The following is a 14742-nucleotide window of genomic DNA, read 5'->3' as shown; positions in this document are numbered from 1 at the left end:
CTGAGAACATTTGGCCCGGCTGTTTTACGCGGGGTTGCCCACTGAACGGCGTTCCCGCTCCTCAAAGGCGCTTTCACCGGGACCGGAAAATTGCTGTTTGCGTTGTTCGGCACTGGTGGAACCGCCGTAGATGCCGCCGTGCCGCGCATTCCCGACGGCGGATCCGCCGGGGCCGGCGTGGTCTCCATTGCCCGCCACGGCACGTTCGGCGGTAGGTGCGCCGCCGTCGTCGTCCGGGCTGGTCTGGACCGACTGCCAGCGGTGCCGGGGCAGCGCGCCGGGGTGCGTCGTCTGCAGGTAGGCCACCATGGATTCACGCACCAGGCAGCGCAGGTCCCAGAGGGAGCCGCTGTCCGCGGCGCTGACCAGAATGCGCAGGCGAACGAAGTCGCCGGTGGCGTCCGTCACCTGCAGAGCACCGGTCCGGCCATCCCACAGATCGGTGCCGTTGAGCAGTAAGGCCAGTTGCGCGCGCAATTCCTCGACGGGCACCCGCCAGTCAAGATCGAGCTCCACGGTGCCCATGATCTTGGAGTTGGTGCGGGTCCAGTTCTCAAACGGTGTCGTGGTGAAGTAGGTCGACGGCAGGATCAACATCCGCTCGTCCCAGACCCGGACCACCACGTAGGTCATAGTGATTTCCTCGATCTTTCCCCACAGCTTTTCGACCACGACGACGTCGTCGATCCGGATTGCGTCGGTGAACGCCAGCTGCACGCCGGCAAAGACGTTGGTCAGCGAGCTTTGCACCGCCAGGCCGGCCACGATGGAGATCAGCCCTGCAGAGGCCAGAATGCCGGTCCCCAATGCCCGTACCTCGGGAATCGTCAGCAGTAGGCCGGCCACCGCCAGGGTGACGATCAGGGCAACGGCGACGCGGCGGCCGAGCGTCACCTGGGTCTCGAGCCGGCGCGTGCGCCGCGTGTCCTGCGCTGGGGTCCGGAACCGGGTCAGGAGGAGTGCTTCACCGACCAGCAGCAGGACAATGGCCAGCCAGCACACCGCGGCGATCACCCCGATCATCACGACGAAGTCCACCGGCGCAAACCACTGCTCGCCCGCCGATGTGATGCCAAGGCCGATATGCACACCGACGAGGGCAACGGTTACCCGGAAGGGGTTCCGTGCGCGGGTGGTCTGCCCGCGGATACCCGCAACGCGCCGGAAAACCCGGTTCAGAATGAAACGGAGTACGGCGGCTGCAACCAGAGCGGCGATAGCCGCGAGCAGTACGGCCAGTACCGGCGCGAGGGCAGAGAACAGGTCAGTCATACCTCAATCGTGTCAGGCGGACCGGGGGGTGTGTCCAACTGACGGCGCGCAGCGTGCCCGGCGAGGCCTGCCGGCGCTGCCGGCGAACACAAGGATCCTGGGTGCTCCGGCCCGTTCCGGTCCGGTGATAGGCGTCAGCTGCTTGCCGCCTGGCGGCCCGCCGAGACCCGGGCGAGAAAGTCTCCAACCACTGCGGCGAACTCTTCGGGGCGTTCGATCTGGGGCATGTGTCCGGTGTCCGGAAAGACGTATGACTCGGCGCGTGGCAGTGCTGCCGTCGCTGCCGACAGATGGGCGTAGGGGAGGATGCGGTCGTGGTCGCCCCAGACCAACAGCATTGGAATGTCCGAGTGCACCAACGCCTCGATGAGGTCCGTCCGCCACTGTGCCCTGATGCCCGAAATCGTACCAAGATCCCGCGCGATGTCCAGCACTGTCTGGCGGTGGCTGGCGCGCTGGGACAAAGCGAAGGCGTGGTTGACGCGGGCTTCGGTGACCAGCTCTTTGTTATAGAAGATCGACTGGACGGTGCGCAGTGAAGCTGCCGCGTTGGGACGCATGAGCGCAGCCGCGAGGGGCCTCAAGGTGAGCAGGCGCAGCACCAGTGCCACATCCTGCCCGAATCCGGCGCTGTTGACAAGAATGAGGGCTGAGACGCGGCGGGGGTGGTCGGCAGCGAACTTCATGGCGACGGCACCTCCGAGCGAGTTGCCAATGATAGGTATCGGCTCGTGCACCCCGACGGCGTCGAGGAAACCGGGCAGGACGTCCGCCAGCTTCGCCAAAGTCGCGGGACCGGGGGCCCGTTCGGAGTACGCAAAGCCGGGTAAGTCAATGCTGTAAACGGTGCGATGTGCTGCGAGCCGCTGGTGTTGTTCGCTCCAGTCATCCAGGCTCTGGCCGATGCCGTGCAGGAGGAGCACAGGGTCTCCGGTGCCGGTCTTTCGGTAGCGCAGGCGCCTGTCGGCGACTTCGATGTGTCCTGTTCCCGGGAGGTCGAAGGGATCCGGGCGGGCCGCTGACGGTGTCCGCGCCGGTGTGCTCCCCTGCTTCCCGTCCCGGCCGAAACGAACGTGGTCCGTCATTCTGCCGACTCTGAGCAAGGCGAAGTCCCGCACGTAGTTTTGGTGCAGGCGCCAGGGCGAACCGGTGCTTTGCCTGGGCAGGTCACCGGCGTCGCGAAGTATGTAACCGGCCTTCAGGTCGATCAGGGAGGTCAGCTCAGCATTCGCGGCGCCGGCGTCTGCAATCGGTGTGACCGATTGCAGGTCCTTACGGTCGAGGTACTTCAGCAGCCTGCAGATGTAGCCTGCAACCAGGTCCGCCTTGAGGGTCCACGACGCGTTCGTGTAGCCGATGGTCAGCGAAAAGTTGGGAACGCCGTCGAGCATCATGCCTTTGTAGGTCAAGGTTTTGCCTACCTCCACCGGCTCGCCGTCGACGGCGAGGGTCATCCCGCCGATCACGAGCAGGTTCAGTCCTGTCGCCATGACGATCACGTCGGCCGGGATTGATCTGCCCGAGACCAGGTCAATCCCGCGCGGGGTGATCCGCGAGATCTGGTCGGTGACGATGTCGGCAGTGCCTGCACTGATGGCGCGGTAGAGGTCATCATTGGGGATTGCGCAGAGCCGCTGGTCCCATGGTGCATAGGACGGGGCCAGGTGTGTGTCGACGGGAAAGCCCGCCGGCAGCCCCGCGATGGCGCGCCTGCGCAGGATTGCCTTCATCGTTTCCGGCCGGCGTCGGCTGAGCTGGTACGTAAACATCGAAAAAAGAATGTTCTTCCCCCGTACGACGCCGTAAGCCAGTTGCGCCGGCATCTTGCCTCGGAGCCGCTCGGCCAGGGGGTCCCGTAACGGCACGGAGGCGATGTAGGTGGGGGAGCGCTGCAGCATGGTGACTTTGGCAGCCGAGCCGGCCATCGACGGCACGAGTGTCACCGCGGTGGCACCGCTGCCAATGATCACCACCTGCTTGCCATCGTAAGCAAGATCAGCAGGCCAGTGCTGCGGGTGGACGATCGATCCGGTGAAGGTCCCGGCACCTTCGATGGCCGGGGTGAAGCCTTCGTCATAGCGGTAATAGCCCGAGCAGACCGACAGGAACGAGCAGGTGAAATTCACGCGCTGCCCGGCGGACGACGCAGCATCGTCGCGGCGATATTCACCCTCTGACGTGATGACTGACGTAACCGTCCACAGCGCAGTTTCGCTGGACCACTGGGCCGACACGACCCGGTGGTGCAGCCTGATCCGCGATGCGAGGTCTTCGTCTACGACCGTCGCCTCGATGTATTCACGGATAGATCCGCCGTCGGCGATCGCCTTGGCACCGGCCCAGGGCCGGAAGGAGTAGCCGAGCGTGTACATGTCGCTATCAGAGCGGATGCCCGGGTATCTAAAAAGATCCCAGGTGCCTCCCACTGCTGCGCGGGACTCGAGGATTGTGAAGCTCTTCCCGGGTAGTTCGCGTTTGAGGCGGCTGGCAAAACCTATACCGCTTAGCCCGGCGCCGACAATCAGCACATCTACGTGTTCGTTCATGAGGCCAAGTTATCGACTTCGTGTCGGCGCAGTCAACACCGTGTTGAGTGTTCGGGCTAGGATAGGCGCATGGTTCAACGAGGAAGACGTACCGCACGGGTCTCGGGCGATGAGCGCCAGGACGCGATCCTTCTTACGGCCGAGGCGCTCCTTGGCGAGCGGGTCTTCGATGATATTTCGATCGAGGATCTAGCCGCGGGAGCCGGCATCTCACGGCCCACGTTCTACTTCTACTTTTCCTCCAAAGACGAGGTGCTGCTGGCTCTTCTGGACCGTGTCATCACCGAGGTGGAACACCGGATCGCCGCGTTGCCGCGGGAGTTCCACAGCGATCCCGCAGGCTCCTGGACTCGTTCAATCGGCATGTTCGTCGACGTGTTCGCATCCCACCGCGGCGTCTCCACCGCGGCCATCGCCGCGCGCGCGCGCAACGATGAGGTGCGTGCGCTCTGGTCGAAGTCGATGCAGTCCTGGGCCGACTTCTCAACCGAGGTGATCCGTTCCGAGCGGGCGCGGGGCGCCGCGCCCGACGGCATCGACGCCTACGACCTGGCAGTAAGCCTGAACCTGATGAACGAGCGGGTGATCACCGCAGTCATCAACCAGGAGAGCCCCGCCATCGCGGAGTCCCGTGCCTTGGAGGTGTTGGCAACCATCTGGATCCGCAGTATCTACGGGTCCGTCCACCCCGGACGCCTGTAACCACCCCATCGAAAGGAAAAACCCGAATGACCGAAATCAGGACGCTGACCGTGCTCGGTACCGGAGTGCTCGGATCGCAAATCGCCTACCAGGCCGCGTTTCACGGATTCGCTGTCACCGCCTACGACATTGACGACCAGGCCCTCGAAAAGGCCCGGTCCCGCTTCGCCCACCTCGCAGGCATCTACCAGGCACAGCAGGTAGCCGGTGCCGAGGGTGGCAAAGCAGAAGCGGCTCTGCAGAATCTGCACCTAACCGCCGACCTCGGTGACGCCGTCGCCGACGCAGACCTCGTGATTGAGGCCGTACCCGAACTGCTTGAGCTTAAGCGGGACCTTTTCCGCAGGCTCAGCGATCTGGCCCCCGCCAAGACCATCTTCGCCACAAACTCGTCAACTCTGCTGCCGAGTGACCTCAAAGACTCCACCGGCCGCCCCGATCGCTTCCTCGCCATTCATTACGCCAATAACATCTGGGTGCAGAACATCGCCGAGGTGATGGGCACGAGCGAAACCGATCCGACCGTGTTCGACGCCGTCGTCGAGTTCGCCGGAAACAGCGGGCTGGAGCCGATCGAAATCAAGAAGGAAAAAGCCGGTTACGTCCTGAACTCGCTGCTGGTCCCGCTGCTGAATGCCGCAGCCAGCCTGCTCCTGCAGGGTGTCGCCAGCCCGGAAACGATCGACAAAACATGGCGCATTGCCACCGGAGCGCCGAGCGGACCATTCCAGATCTACGACGTCGTTGGCCTGACAACGGCGTACAACATCGCCGCGTCCTCCACGGACGTGGGGTCGCTGGCCTTCGCTAAGTACCTCAAGGACAACTACATCGACAAGGGCAAGCTGGGGATCTCCACGGGCGAAGGCTTCTACACCTACTGAATCCGCCCAGCGCCTCCCTGCGGCTGCGCACCATCCGGGTTGGTTGTGCCGGCGGGGTGCAGCTGCTCTGGTGATCCTTACGGGGTGGTTCCCCGGGCTTGGGTTTGGGTCGTCGAAGTGGCGGGCCCGCTTTTGCTGATGGGCATGGCGAAGACGGCGATGACGGTCAGTACGGCACTTATCAATACGGCCACGAACACTGCGGTGGAAGCTGAGATGATGGTATCCGGGCTTATGCTGCCGTAGGGTTTTCCGGCGTAGATCGCGTTCGCTACCGCGCCAAAGACGGCGACCCCCAGGGCGCTGCCGACGGACCGGGCGAACAGGTTAGCACCGGTGACTACTCCGCGTTCATTCCATTCCACGCTCGCCTGGGCGGCGATGAGCGTAGGTGTGGCCACGAGGCCCAGGCCCAGTCCGACGATGAAGCAGCTGATGGCCACGAGGAGGACACTGGGCCGGGGCGCAGTGAGGACAAGTGCAGCGGCCCCAAGGACTGTCAGACTGATGCCAATCAGAGCCGTCCGGCGGAACCCGATCCGCAGGTAAAAGCGCCCCGCCTGTGAGGCGCTGATCGGCCAGCCGAGGGTCAGCGCAGCCAGAGCCAGGCCGGCGAGAATGGGCGAGGTCGACAGGGCACCTTCGAGGAAGGTGGGAACGTAGGACGTCAGGCCAAGCACAATGGCGCCGACTCCGAAGGCGATCAGCGCCGTCGTCGTCAGGAGCCGTCGCGATACGACCCATGGCGGAAGCACAGGTTCGGCGGCCCGGCGCTCAACCAGCAGGAACGCCGCAAAGGCGGCGGCTCCGATGGCGAACACCGCGATGCTGATCGATGAATTCCAGGCCCAGGCCTGGCCGCCCTGCAGGGCTCCCAGAATGATCAGGCTGAGCGCCACCGTGAGCAGGACTGCGCCAGGGTAATCCACGCGGTGCTTGGTGCGCTGGACATCCTCGTGGAAGGTACGGATGAGCATCCAGCCGGCGAGCAGGCACAGCGGGATATTGATCAGGAAGATTCCCCGCCAGAAGCCGAAGGAGGAGAACACTCCGCCGAGAGTTGGTCCGACGACAGCGGAGATGGCCCATACGCTGGCGAGGTAGCCCTGGACCTTTGCGCGCTCCGCTATGGTGTAGATGTCGCCCGCGATGGTGATCGCCATGGGCTGTACCGCACCAGCGCCAAGGCCCTGCAGCACACGGAAAGCTATCAGCGCCGGCATGCTCCAGGCGACCCCGCACAGGATCGAACCGAGCAGGAACAGACCGATGCCGCCGAGAACGATCGGTTTCCGGCCGATCATATCGGAGAGCTTGGCGTACACGGGAACGGAGACGGCCTGCGCGAGCAGGTAGGCGGAAAACAGCCAGGGAAACGCGGAGAATCCGCCGATGTCGTGCACTATTGACGGTACCGCGGTGGCCACGATCGTTGAGTCGATGGCGACCAGACCGGTGGCAAGCATTAAGGCGATCAGGATGGGCCCGCGCTGGGAGCGAAAGCCAATCCCCGCGCTAGTAGTCGTCGTCACATGATCTCACTTCCGTCGGCGCCCACAGCGCGTAAACCGCGAAACCGATACCGGCTCCATAACCCTAACGGCGGGCCGGCACGGATTAGTCCCGGCTGGCCCGGGAACTTTCGGCCCGGGCTTTGAAATGGCCCATGCACGTGTGGTTGATTTAAGTGAGCCGCGATTAGGATCAGAGGTGTATTTCATTTGTTGTGCTGACGAGGACTTACCCCTGAAGAGGTATACCCATGAGGGTTCAGAACTGTCTCGATGCGCTGAAGAAGGCTGACCGTCTCGTCGATGCCCTGCGGCTTGCCGACGATTTAGCGGTTGAAGCGAGCCGCAACGGCGGCGTTAGGAACATTCGCATCCTCCGCAGCGCCATCGGTTCGAAAGACCAGATCGTAGCGATCGCAGCTACTCATGCGCTGGCGCAAATGGTCGATGAGGAAGCCGACATAGTGTTGTCCGAGCTTCTGTCCAGTGAACATGGTTTCATTCGGGAGCACGCAGCTTGGGCCCACAGGTCCCGCGTTCCCCGCGCCGAATCCATTGGACGGCTCATTGGCCTGGTAGCCTCCGGCGGGTTCGCCGCGATGTTGTCCCAACGAACTCTTGAAGTGTGGGCAACTTCAGCCCTTGAACTCGTCACCATCGGTCTGGAAAGCGCGCTGCTTGGTGTTACTGAACCGGAGAGCCGCTATCGGCTGGTGGAAACACTTGGCTTAGTGCAGCACTCCATCGCCACGACTGCGTTGCTGCGCATAGCCCAGGACGAAAGTGAGGATTTATCTGTCCGCATTGCTGCCATCGCGGCATTGGGACAACGCAAGGGGCAGCCGAAAATAGTCGAGTTCCTGGAAAAACTGGTTGAAACCGGGGGCCGTCTCGCCGAGGTGGCCCAGCTTTCCCTGGTCGATCTTGCGGTGCAGGACATTTCGGAGAACCTCGAGGCAATGCCGCAACAAGAAGCAGGTCTGACGGTCGCCCAGCTTTTTCTCCATGCCGATATTGACGCAGACCTGAGCCAATCAGGCAGTGGAGATAACGGTGGTATTGCCACCTTGTTGGTACGTCTGGGCGATGCGCTCGTTGCCGGCCAAGACCGCGACCCGGATGCCTTCCCTGTTGGAACGGACCGCTGCCTGCCCATTGATCGAGTGCTGACCCTATCAAGAGGCGGAGCGGACGAGGCGGCTCAGAGCGTGGCTGTACTGGGCGAAACCCAATACGGCCACGTGTACGGCCGTATCCCTTTGCTGCAGGACCCAAGGCAATCAGCGAACGCCTGGCGGTTTCTGGTCGCCGCCCGACGAGGCATCAGCCGGATACTCAGGGCAGCCGGAGGCGTTCAGGTAATTCACCTGCGGATGGCGGACGTCGGCAGCTTGGCGGCCTTCGACGTCGCCCGCGCCCTGGACATTCCGGTGGTTTTCACCGTGGCACCGGATCCACACTCAGTCATTAACTCGATGGATCATGCGGGCACCCTCAACCGGGAGAATTTCGGGGACATTGACGAGGTGGAACATTTTTGGTTCCGCGCCCGGCTCGTTCAGCGGCTGGCCAGTAATTCAGCCCATACCGTGTTTTTCCCACGACCCAATCTGCGGCACGATATCATCGAGCTGGTTGGCATTGATATTGCCAAGGAACCCAAGCGACACACAATTGTCCCCGAAGGCATTGACCTGGCAGTGATTGACCGGGCAGTTCTTGAAGCGCAGTCCTTTGCTTCCGGACAACCAGCCAGCGCGGGACTGCTGGAACTCCGGGACCTTCTTAGCGGGCTTCCGGTCGAACGCCGCGGGCTGCCCTTGCTGACCAGTGTTGGAAGATTCCACCGGGTCAAGGGCATGGCCACCATCGTCGAAGCGTGGGCCGGGTCCGATCTGCGTCATCGAACCAATCTTCTGCTGATTGGCGGAAACCTCCAAAACCCGTCGGCCGATGAACGCGAACAACTTGACCGCATAGCCGCAATCGTAGGCCCACACGAACAACTCAGGTCGGGTTTGGTGCTCTCGGGGCACCGGCCCAACGACACTGTGGCCCGTTGGGTCGCAGCGACGAGCACTGGATTGCCCGGTTACGCGGCTCCCCGTGGTGTTTACGTCTGCGGAAGCCTTAAGGAAGAATTTGGCATTGCGTTGCTGGAGGCCATGGCGTCAGGTCTTGTGGTGGTTGGTCCCGATACTGGCGGTCCGGCAACCTATGTCGAGCAGGGGCGCACTGGATTCCTTACAACAACGTGGGACACCGCGCTATTGCGTGACGCGGTCCATGCGGCACTGCTGTGTGCAGCTGGAGAAACCACAGACAATCGCACTGTTTACGCCCGCAACGTTGTCCAGGAACGCTTCACGATCGAAGCGATGGCTCACACGCTGACCCAGGTGTATGCCGATGTCCACCATGACGATGTTGAACTTCGAAGAGAATTGATTTTGTCCCCATGACCCTTCTGATAATCAGCCCTGATTATGCCTCCCATCTTTACCCCCTTGCTGCCATGGGAACCAGCTGGCTGGAGGCAGGCGAACAGGTGGTGGTAGCGACCGGACCTGCCACCGCTTCGATTGTCGAATCCTTTGGGTTCGAACATGTCCCCCTGCAGCTGAGCCGGGGCTCAAACCCAGGGGTGATCCGCGCCGAAGAACAGCCCAAAGGTGAAGACGATGCATTGCGCGGATTTTTCTCAGCCACACGCAGCGGCATGATTGAGACGCTTGCCTTCCAGGCAGAGGCCCGCATGAACGACCTGATGTGGGAGCCGGTCAAGACTGCCCGTGCAGTCCAGGCAATCATTGAGGAGCTGAACCCGCAGACAATCATTGTCGATCATCTGGCGTTCAGCGCTCGGCTGGCCATGGTTGCTGCCGGAATACATCACATCGACGTTGTCCTGGGCCATCCCACGGCATTGCCCTTGCCTCTGGCCGCTGAGGTGTACGGGTTTCCTCCAGCCTGGCCGGCCGCATTCTCCCCCGATGAGGCAGATCTGCAGGAACTGAAGAACTTGTGCCTGCAGGTCAGCGAATCATTCACCACGCAGTGGAACCTGGCGTTGACGCAATTGGCTCCCACGCTCCAACCCTCGCCAGACGCATTTGCCGAGCATGGTGACCTGCTCATTTTCAACTACCCGGCCGAACTGGTGCCAACGGAACGAACCGAGTTGCTGCCACAGCATCTGTTCCTGGGCTCCTCTGTGCGCTCCGAGCCCACCGAGCCGCATGTGGAGCGGTGGCTTGCATCCACCAGCGAACCGTTTGTCTATGTGAGCTTCGGCAGCTTTCTTTCGGTACGCGACGACGTCCTCAATAAGGTCGTTACCGCACTGCGGGAGTGCGGGATCCGTGCAGCAGTGGCGTACGGTTCAGGGGATTTGGCAGCCCTTGGGGAAATTCCAGACCATTGGCTCGTGGGTGAATTCCTTCCGCAGGTAACTTTGCTGGAATCAGCCGCCGCGGGCGTGACCCACGGGGGCAACAACAGCGTCACCGAATCCATGACGTTTGGCGTGCCGTTGGTGGTTCTGCCGTTCTCTACAGATCAGTTCGCCGGTGCCGCTGCACTCGAATCCACCGGCTTTGGTGCAGCCCTGGCACCAAATACTGCCACCGTCGCAGACATCAAACTTGCGCTGGGCTCCGTTCTGCAGCTTCCCGAAGACAAACGGGCGGCCCTGCAGGAACTTGGGCGTTCCCTGCGCCAAGGGGACGGGCACGCCCGGATTCGTTCGGCACTTCAGGGGTAGCTGCACGCAGCAGGGCACCTTGCCATTGTGCGGGTAGTGGCTAAATTGCTAGCCTTCGCCCATGACACAATTACGTGATGCTCATCTGCTCGTTGTCGGTGCGACCGGTGGGCTTGGGTCTGCGATCTGCCGTCGGTTGGTCGATGAAGGGTCGCGGCTGACGCTGGCGGGGCGAAGTGAGACGAAGCTGGCGGCCCTGGCGTCAGAGCTGGGCGAGGCAGTCGTCGCGACAATTTCTGCCGACCTGAGTAATCCCGCCGGCCCAGTCGCCGTGGCCGCGGCAGCGGCGGAAGACGGGGGCATTGATGGGGTGATTTATGCGGCAGGCGTCGTCGCGTTTGGGCCGTTGGGCGAACTCGACGACGACACTTTCGATGAACTGCTGTTGCTGAACTTTGTCGCTCCGGTGCGGCTCTTGCGGAGTTTGCTGCCGCAGCTCAAACCCGGGGCGGTCGTTGTGCACCTTAGCGCCGTCGTCGCAGAGAAGCCGATGAAAGGAATGGCCGCGTACTCAGCCAGCAAATCGGCCTTGACGGGCTTTAGCGCCGCCATGGGTGCAGAGTTGCGCCGGCAAAAGATCCGCGTTCTCGATGTGCGCCCTCCGCACACGCAGACGGGTCTGCACACGCGCCCAATCTCCGGTGTTCCCCCGCAGCTGGGACGCGGCCTGGATGCTGACATTGTGGCGGGGCGGATAGTGGAGGCAATCGCCGCCGATGAGGCCGACCTGCCTGCCTCTGCGTTTGCCTGAGGACCTTGGTCCATGCACCAGCTGCTCTTTAGGGATCTACCACCGTGTTTTGCGCGGCCTGACCGTGGTTTTCGAGATCAACTATTATCTCGTTGCGGCGCATAAACGATGGCTTGATCGGGGGATCGAAGCGCGCGAAGCGGGGTGTACCGAGGGCAGTGAGTCCGGCCGCTGCCACGGCTCGTTTCAGCGTGTCGAGATGGTGCTGGTAGCTCGCAGCCGTCCACCGGCCGCTGAAGCTGATGACCGCTGCGACGGACTCCGGAACTGCCCGCAAGTGGACGAGGGGGCTGGTGGGTCGAGGTGCGTTCTCCAGAGTGAATCCTTTCGGCAGAACAAAACCAACCCGGAACCGTGGGATGTCCTGGTCACCGGCCTGCACCTCGATTCCCTGCTGCACCACAGGGGCGGTCATCTCGATTTTTTCTGCCACAGAGTCCTGGACCACTGGAGCGGTCATGGCGACTTTCCGGTTCGAGCGGTTCTCCCCGGCAATATAGGCAAAGAGGTAGCGGAAGGCTTTGTTGCCGGCGTCTTCAAAGGAACCCTCGGTGATGACCTCCGCAAGCAGATGTCCGGGATATCGGCGCACTTCAAACTCATCGTGGCGTTGAATCATCTGGTACGGCTGTTGTTCGGTCATTTCACCACGCTACTCCTGCGGTGCTGAACGTTCCTTGCAACTCGTGTCATGGGTGTCCGTGCGGCATGTGTTTCCCGTGCCGATCCGGTCCGCGCCCTCGTTGCGGACTGCAATCGGTTCAGAGTCTTACTCACCGACGGTGACTTCCGTGCGGAAACGCTGAGGGATGTCAGTTTCTTCTTCCTGCCAGTGTGCACACGAGGGTGTCGTTCCAGAATGCCTGTTATGGGCACAAGGTGCCGGCGCAAACGCCGCGGATTGAACTGCCGGAAGACAAAATCCGCACGTGGCTACCGCCGGCGGTGCTGAATCTCCGACCGGGTGGTCAGGGCCAGCAGGAGGCCAACGGCAAACGCCAGCACCACGGTGGCGGGAGCCACGGCGCTCAACGGAATGAGCAGGACCGACACAATCACGGCTGGAACGGCCCAGGGCGCCACTGAACGCCGCCGTTGGCCATAGCGAAGCGATACGAGTGCGTTCGTGGCATAGAACAGAGCCATGCCGCCTCCGAGGGAGATCCCGGCGCCCAGGGGCAGCCTTTCGTCAGGAGCCGGGATGGCCGTGGCGATCCCCGCCGCAATGGATGTAACGCCCAGTACCAGCAGGAACGGCAGGAACAAAGTGGTTTGCAGGATGCCGGCAAAGTCCGCCCGGGATTGCAGGCGTTCAAGCCCCGCCGTCACTATGCCTGTGCCGTACTGGAAAAACGCCCAGCCCAGGAGCGCCACCATGAGGAATCCCAGTGTCCCGGCCAGTCCCGCGCGGGGGTCCCAGTTGCCTGAGACCTCACTGACGATCGTGAATACCGACTCGCCAAGGACGATGATGACAAAAAGTCCGAGCCGTTCCGAGGCATGTTCAACATTGACGTTGGCGGCTGCGCGGCCCGCCCACAGGTGCCCCCCAACGGTGACCATACTGACCTCGACGGCGATGGAAACGGCCCAGAAGATGACTGCAGTGTGAAGCGGCAGGAGTGAGGCGATTAGCCATAGGACGGCGGTGCTGCCGTTGTAGATCCAGATGCGCCAGGGTGTTTCGGGTGACTGTTGGCGGTGCTGGTAGAGCCACAGGACAAGCAGGATGGCGCGCATGGCGGCGTTGCCGAGTGAAAAGGCCCAGGCCCGGTCCCCAAAGACGCCCGGTGCGGCTGCGGCCATGATGCCCGCCGCGGCCATGGCCGCCAGCATGGCCAGGCCGAGAGCCCGTGCCGACAGTCCCGGCAGGAGGTTCACCACCGACACAATGTTCACCCAGGCCCACCACGCGGGAAAGAACAGCAGGATGAACGTGCCGAACTCAGGCCAGCCCGGGTCCCCATGGATGCCGTGGGCCAACTGGCCCACAAAAACGACAAAGACCAGATCGAAGAATAATTCCATCCAGTGGACCCGGCCTGGTTCGCGGGCAGCCTCGTGTCCGCGCCGCTGCGCCGCGGGGAGTTTATGGTTCATGGGCTTATGTTAGTGCTCCGTGTTAAGAGAGTGAGCGGCTCCATCAGCGGCCTGTACCGCAGCCACTGCGGCCTCAATGGTTGGGGGATTTCTGCAAGTTCATCGAAGCAGCTGTGGTGACGCTCGCATTCCAGATGCAGGCACTCCGCCGGGAAATAGAGCCCAGATCAACGACTTGCGATGGGAGAGCTTCCGGGCACAGATACAGCAGCGTTTCGCTGTGCTGACTCCGGGCGGCCGCCCACGTCGTTCGCCCCATCGAGCGTTGGAATCCGTTACTTCTCACCGACGGCCGAAGTGCCGTTTTGTGGCCATGCCACAATAGCGACCGCCGTCGCGCTAGCTGATCGTGGTGAAGCAAAGACATTTCTCTTCGAGACACCCATCGGTGAGGTGAAGATCGAGACTCAGCGAACTGCTGCCGGCACTATGGCTTCCTTCACCAGCGTCGAGCCGCGCGTCGGTCGATGGAGGAGTCAGTGCTTCAGCGCCTGATGGAACTCTTGGGTATCGTTGCCGCAGATTTGCTCCCGCACTACCCGCCGCGGCTCTCGTTCGTCGGCAACATTCACCCCGTGATCGTCTTCGCTGAGCGTTCTGCCTTCGACGGCTTTACCTTTGACCCGGATGCAATGCGTGCCCTGATGGATGAGCAGGGATGGGCGGGCACAGTGACCACGCTGTATACACTCAGCCCCGTGGAATTCGAGGCGCGCAATCTTTTCCCTGTTGGAACCATGAGCGAGGATCCTGCCACCGGATCCGCAGCGGCGTCCGTTGGTGGATACCTTCGTGCGCTCCGTCTGGTGGAGGCGCCGGTCCGAATTACCATTTACCAGGGCCGACATTTCGGGCGGCCAAGCATCCTTGCTGTCGATATCCCCCGGACAGGCGGAATCGTCGTGTCTGGGACCGCTTCCATCATTCAATAACGACGTCCGGGGCGGGACGTAAATCCGTAAGCGGTCGTCAACCGTGCGCCGGTCCGCCCGCAGGAGCGTGCGGAAGCCCCGAGGGCATTCGGCGCGCCGTCGCTGGGCGGACATGTCGCCGAGTGGGAAATCGAGGACTGTGCCGACCCGAATACGCAGCCGAATACGCCGCCTAATACGCAGCGCGGCGTCTGCGAAAGTGCCGACCGTGTGGTCTATGCCTTGAAAGTCACGGGGCAGAAGGCAAGTCGGTGGGATATTGACTTCCTCGGGAATCTGCG

Annotated in this window: 12 protein-coding genes; 7 read left to right on the top strand and 5 right to left on the bottom strand. The window is 62.5% G+C overall.

All coding sequences use genetic code 11. The annotated features are described in order from the left end of the window. Positions 1 to 24: 24 nt before the first annotated feature. The gene (locus IV500_RS00995; protein ID WP_196394950.1) at positions 25 to 1272 is read right to left on the bottom strand and encodes a mechanosensitive ion channel family protein; all 1248 of its coding nucleotides are present in this window, start codon (positions 1270 to 1272) and stop codon (positions 25 to 27) included. 134 nt (positions 1273 to 1406) lie between these two features. Continuing rightward, positions 1407 to 3818: an alpha/beta fold hydrolase gene (locus tag IV500_RS00990; protein ID WP_196394949.1), complete on the bottom strand. Its 2412-nt coding sequence runs from the start codon at positions 3816 to 3818 to the stop codon at positions 1407 to 1409. A 69-nt stretch (positions 3819 to 3887) separates the two neighbouring features. On the opposite strand from IV500_RS00990, the gene IV500_RS00985 reads away from it, so the two are divergent. Both IV500_RS00985 and IV500_RS00980 read left to right on the top strand, forming a co-directional pair. Further along, on the top strand, positions 3888 to 4520 hold the full coding sequence (locus tag IV500_RS00985) for a TetR/AcrR family transcriptional regulator (RefSeq protein WP_196394948.1): 633 nt from the start codon (positions 3888 to 3890) through the stop codon (positions 4518 to 4520). Between the two features lie 26 nt (positions 4521 to 4546). Next, entirely contained in the window at positions 4547 to 5404 is an 858-nt protein-coding gene (locus IV500_RS00980) for a 3-hydroxyacyl-CoA dehydrogenase (protein ID WP_196394947.1), read from the top strand. A 77-nt stretch (positions 5405 to 5481) separates the two neighbouring features. On the opposite strand, the gene IV500_RS00975 is transcribed toward IV500_RS00980, so the two are convergent. Continuing rightward, positions 5482 to 6870, bottom strand: a complete 1389-nt coding sequence (locus IV500_RS00975; protein WP_230854323.1) for an MFS transporter — start codon at positions 6868 to 6870, stop codon at positions 5482 to 5484. Between the two features lie 296 nt (positions 6871 to 7166). Here IV500_RS00975 and IV500_RS00970 point away from each other — a divergent pair, with 296 nt between their 5' ends. The 3 genes from IV500_RS00970 to IV500_RS00960 all read left to right on the top strand — a co-directional run bounded on the left by IV500_RS00970 (position 7167) and on the right by IV500_RS00960 (position 11429). After that, positions 7167 to 9377, top strand: a complete 2211-nt coding sequence (locus tag IV500_RS00970) for a glycosyltransferase (RefSeq protein ID WP_196394945.1) — start codon at positions 7167 to 7169, stop codon at positions 9375 to 9377. Beyond that, complete coding sequence (locus IV500_RS00965; RefSeq protein ID WP_196394944.1) at positions 9374 to 10678, top strand: nucleotide disphospho-sugar-binding domain-containing protein; 1305 nt, start codon at positions 9374 to 9376, stop codon at positions 10676 to 10678. The genes IV500_RS00970 and IV500_RS00965 overlap by 4 nt, the downstream gene beginning before the upstream one ends. A 61-nt stretch (positions 10679 to 10739) precedes the next feature. Continuing rightward, on the top strand, positions 10740 to 11429 hold the full coding sequence (locus IV500_RS00960; RefSeq protein WP_196394943.1) for an SDR family NAD(P)-dependent oxidoreductase: 690 nt from the start codon (positions 10740 to 10742) through the stop codon (positions 11427 to 11429). Between the two features lie 28 nt (positions 11430 to 11457). Here IV500_RS00960 and IV500_RS00955 read toward each other — a convergent pair whose 3' ends face one another. After that, a complete protein-coding gene (locus IV500_RS00955; protein WP_196394942.1) occupies positions 11458 to 12072 on the bottom strand; it encodes an SOUL family heme-binding protein in 615 nt (204 codons plus the stop codon). Positions 12073 to 12362: 290 nt separating this feature from the next. Further along, positions 12363 to 13529, bottom strand: coding sequence for a low temperature requirement protein A (locus IV500_RS00950; RefSeq protein WP_196394941.1), 1167 nt, complete (start codon positions 13527 to 13529; stop codon positions 12363 to 12365). A 180-nt stretch (positions 13530 to 13709) separates the two neighbouring features. Between IV500_RS00950 and IV500_RS22220 the strand changes: the two genes are divergently transcribed. Further along, a complete protein-coding gene (locus IV500_RS22220) occupies positions 13710 to 14024 on the top strand; it encodes a PhzF family phenazine biosynthesis protein (RefSeq protein WP_376770174.1) in 315 nt (104 codons plus the stop codon). Next, on the top strand, positions 14009 to 14461 hold the full coding sequence (locus IV500_RS21845; RefSeq protein WP_312875777.1) for a PhzF family protein: 453 nt from the start codon (positions 14009 to 14011) through the stop codon (positions 14459 to 14461). Before IV500_RS22220 ends, IV500_RS21845 begins: the two co-directional genes overlap by 16 nt. Positions 14462 to 14742 lie beyond the last annotated feature (281 nt).

The sequence above is a fragment of the Arthrobacter terrae genome, assembly GCF_015708085.1.
Taxonomy (GTDB): domain Bacteria; phylum Actinomycetota; class Actinomycetes; order Actinomycetales; family Micrococcaceae; genus Arthrobacter_M; species Arthrobacter_M terrae.
The sequence above is the reverse complement of the archived record's forward strand: the minus strand, read 5'-3'. Positions and strand labels throughout refer to the sequence as shown.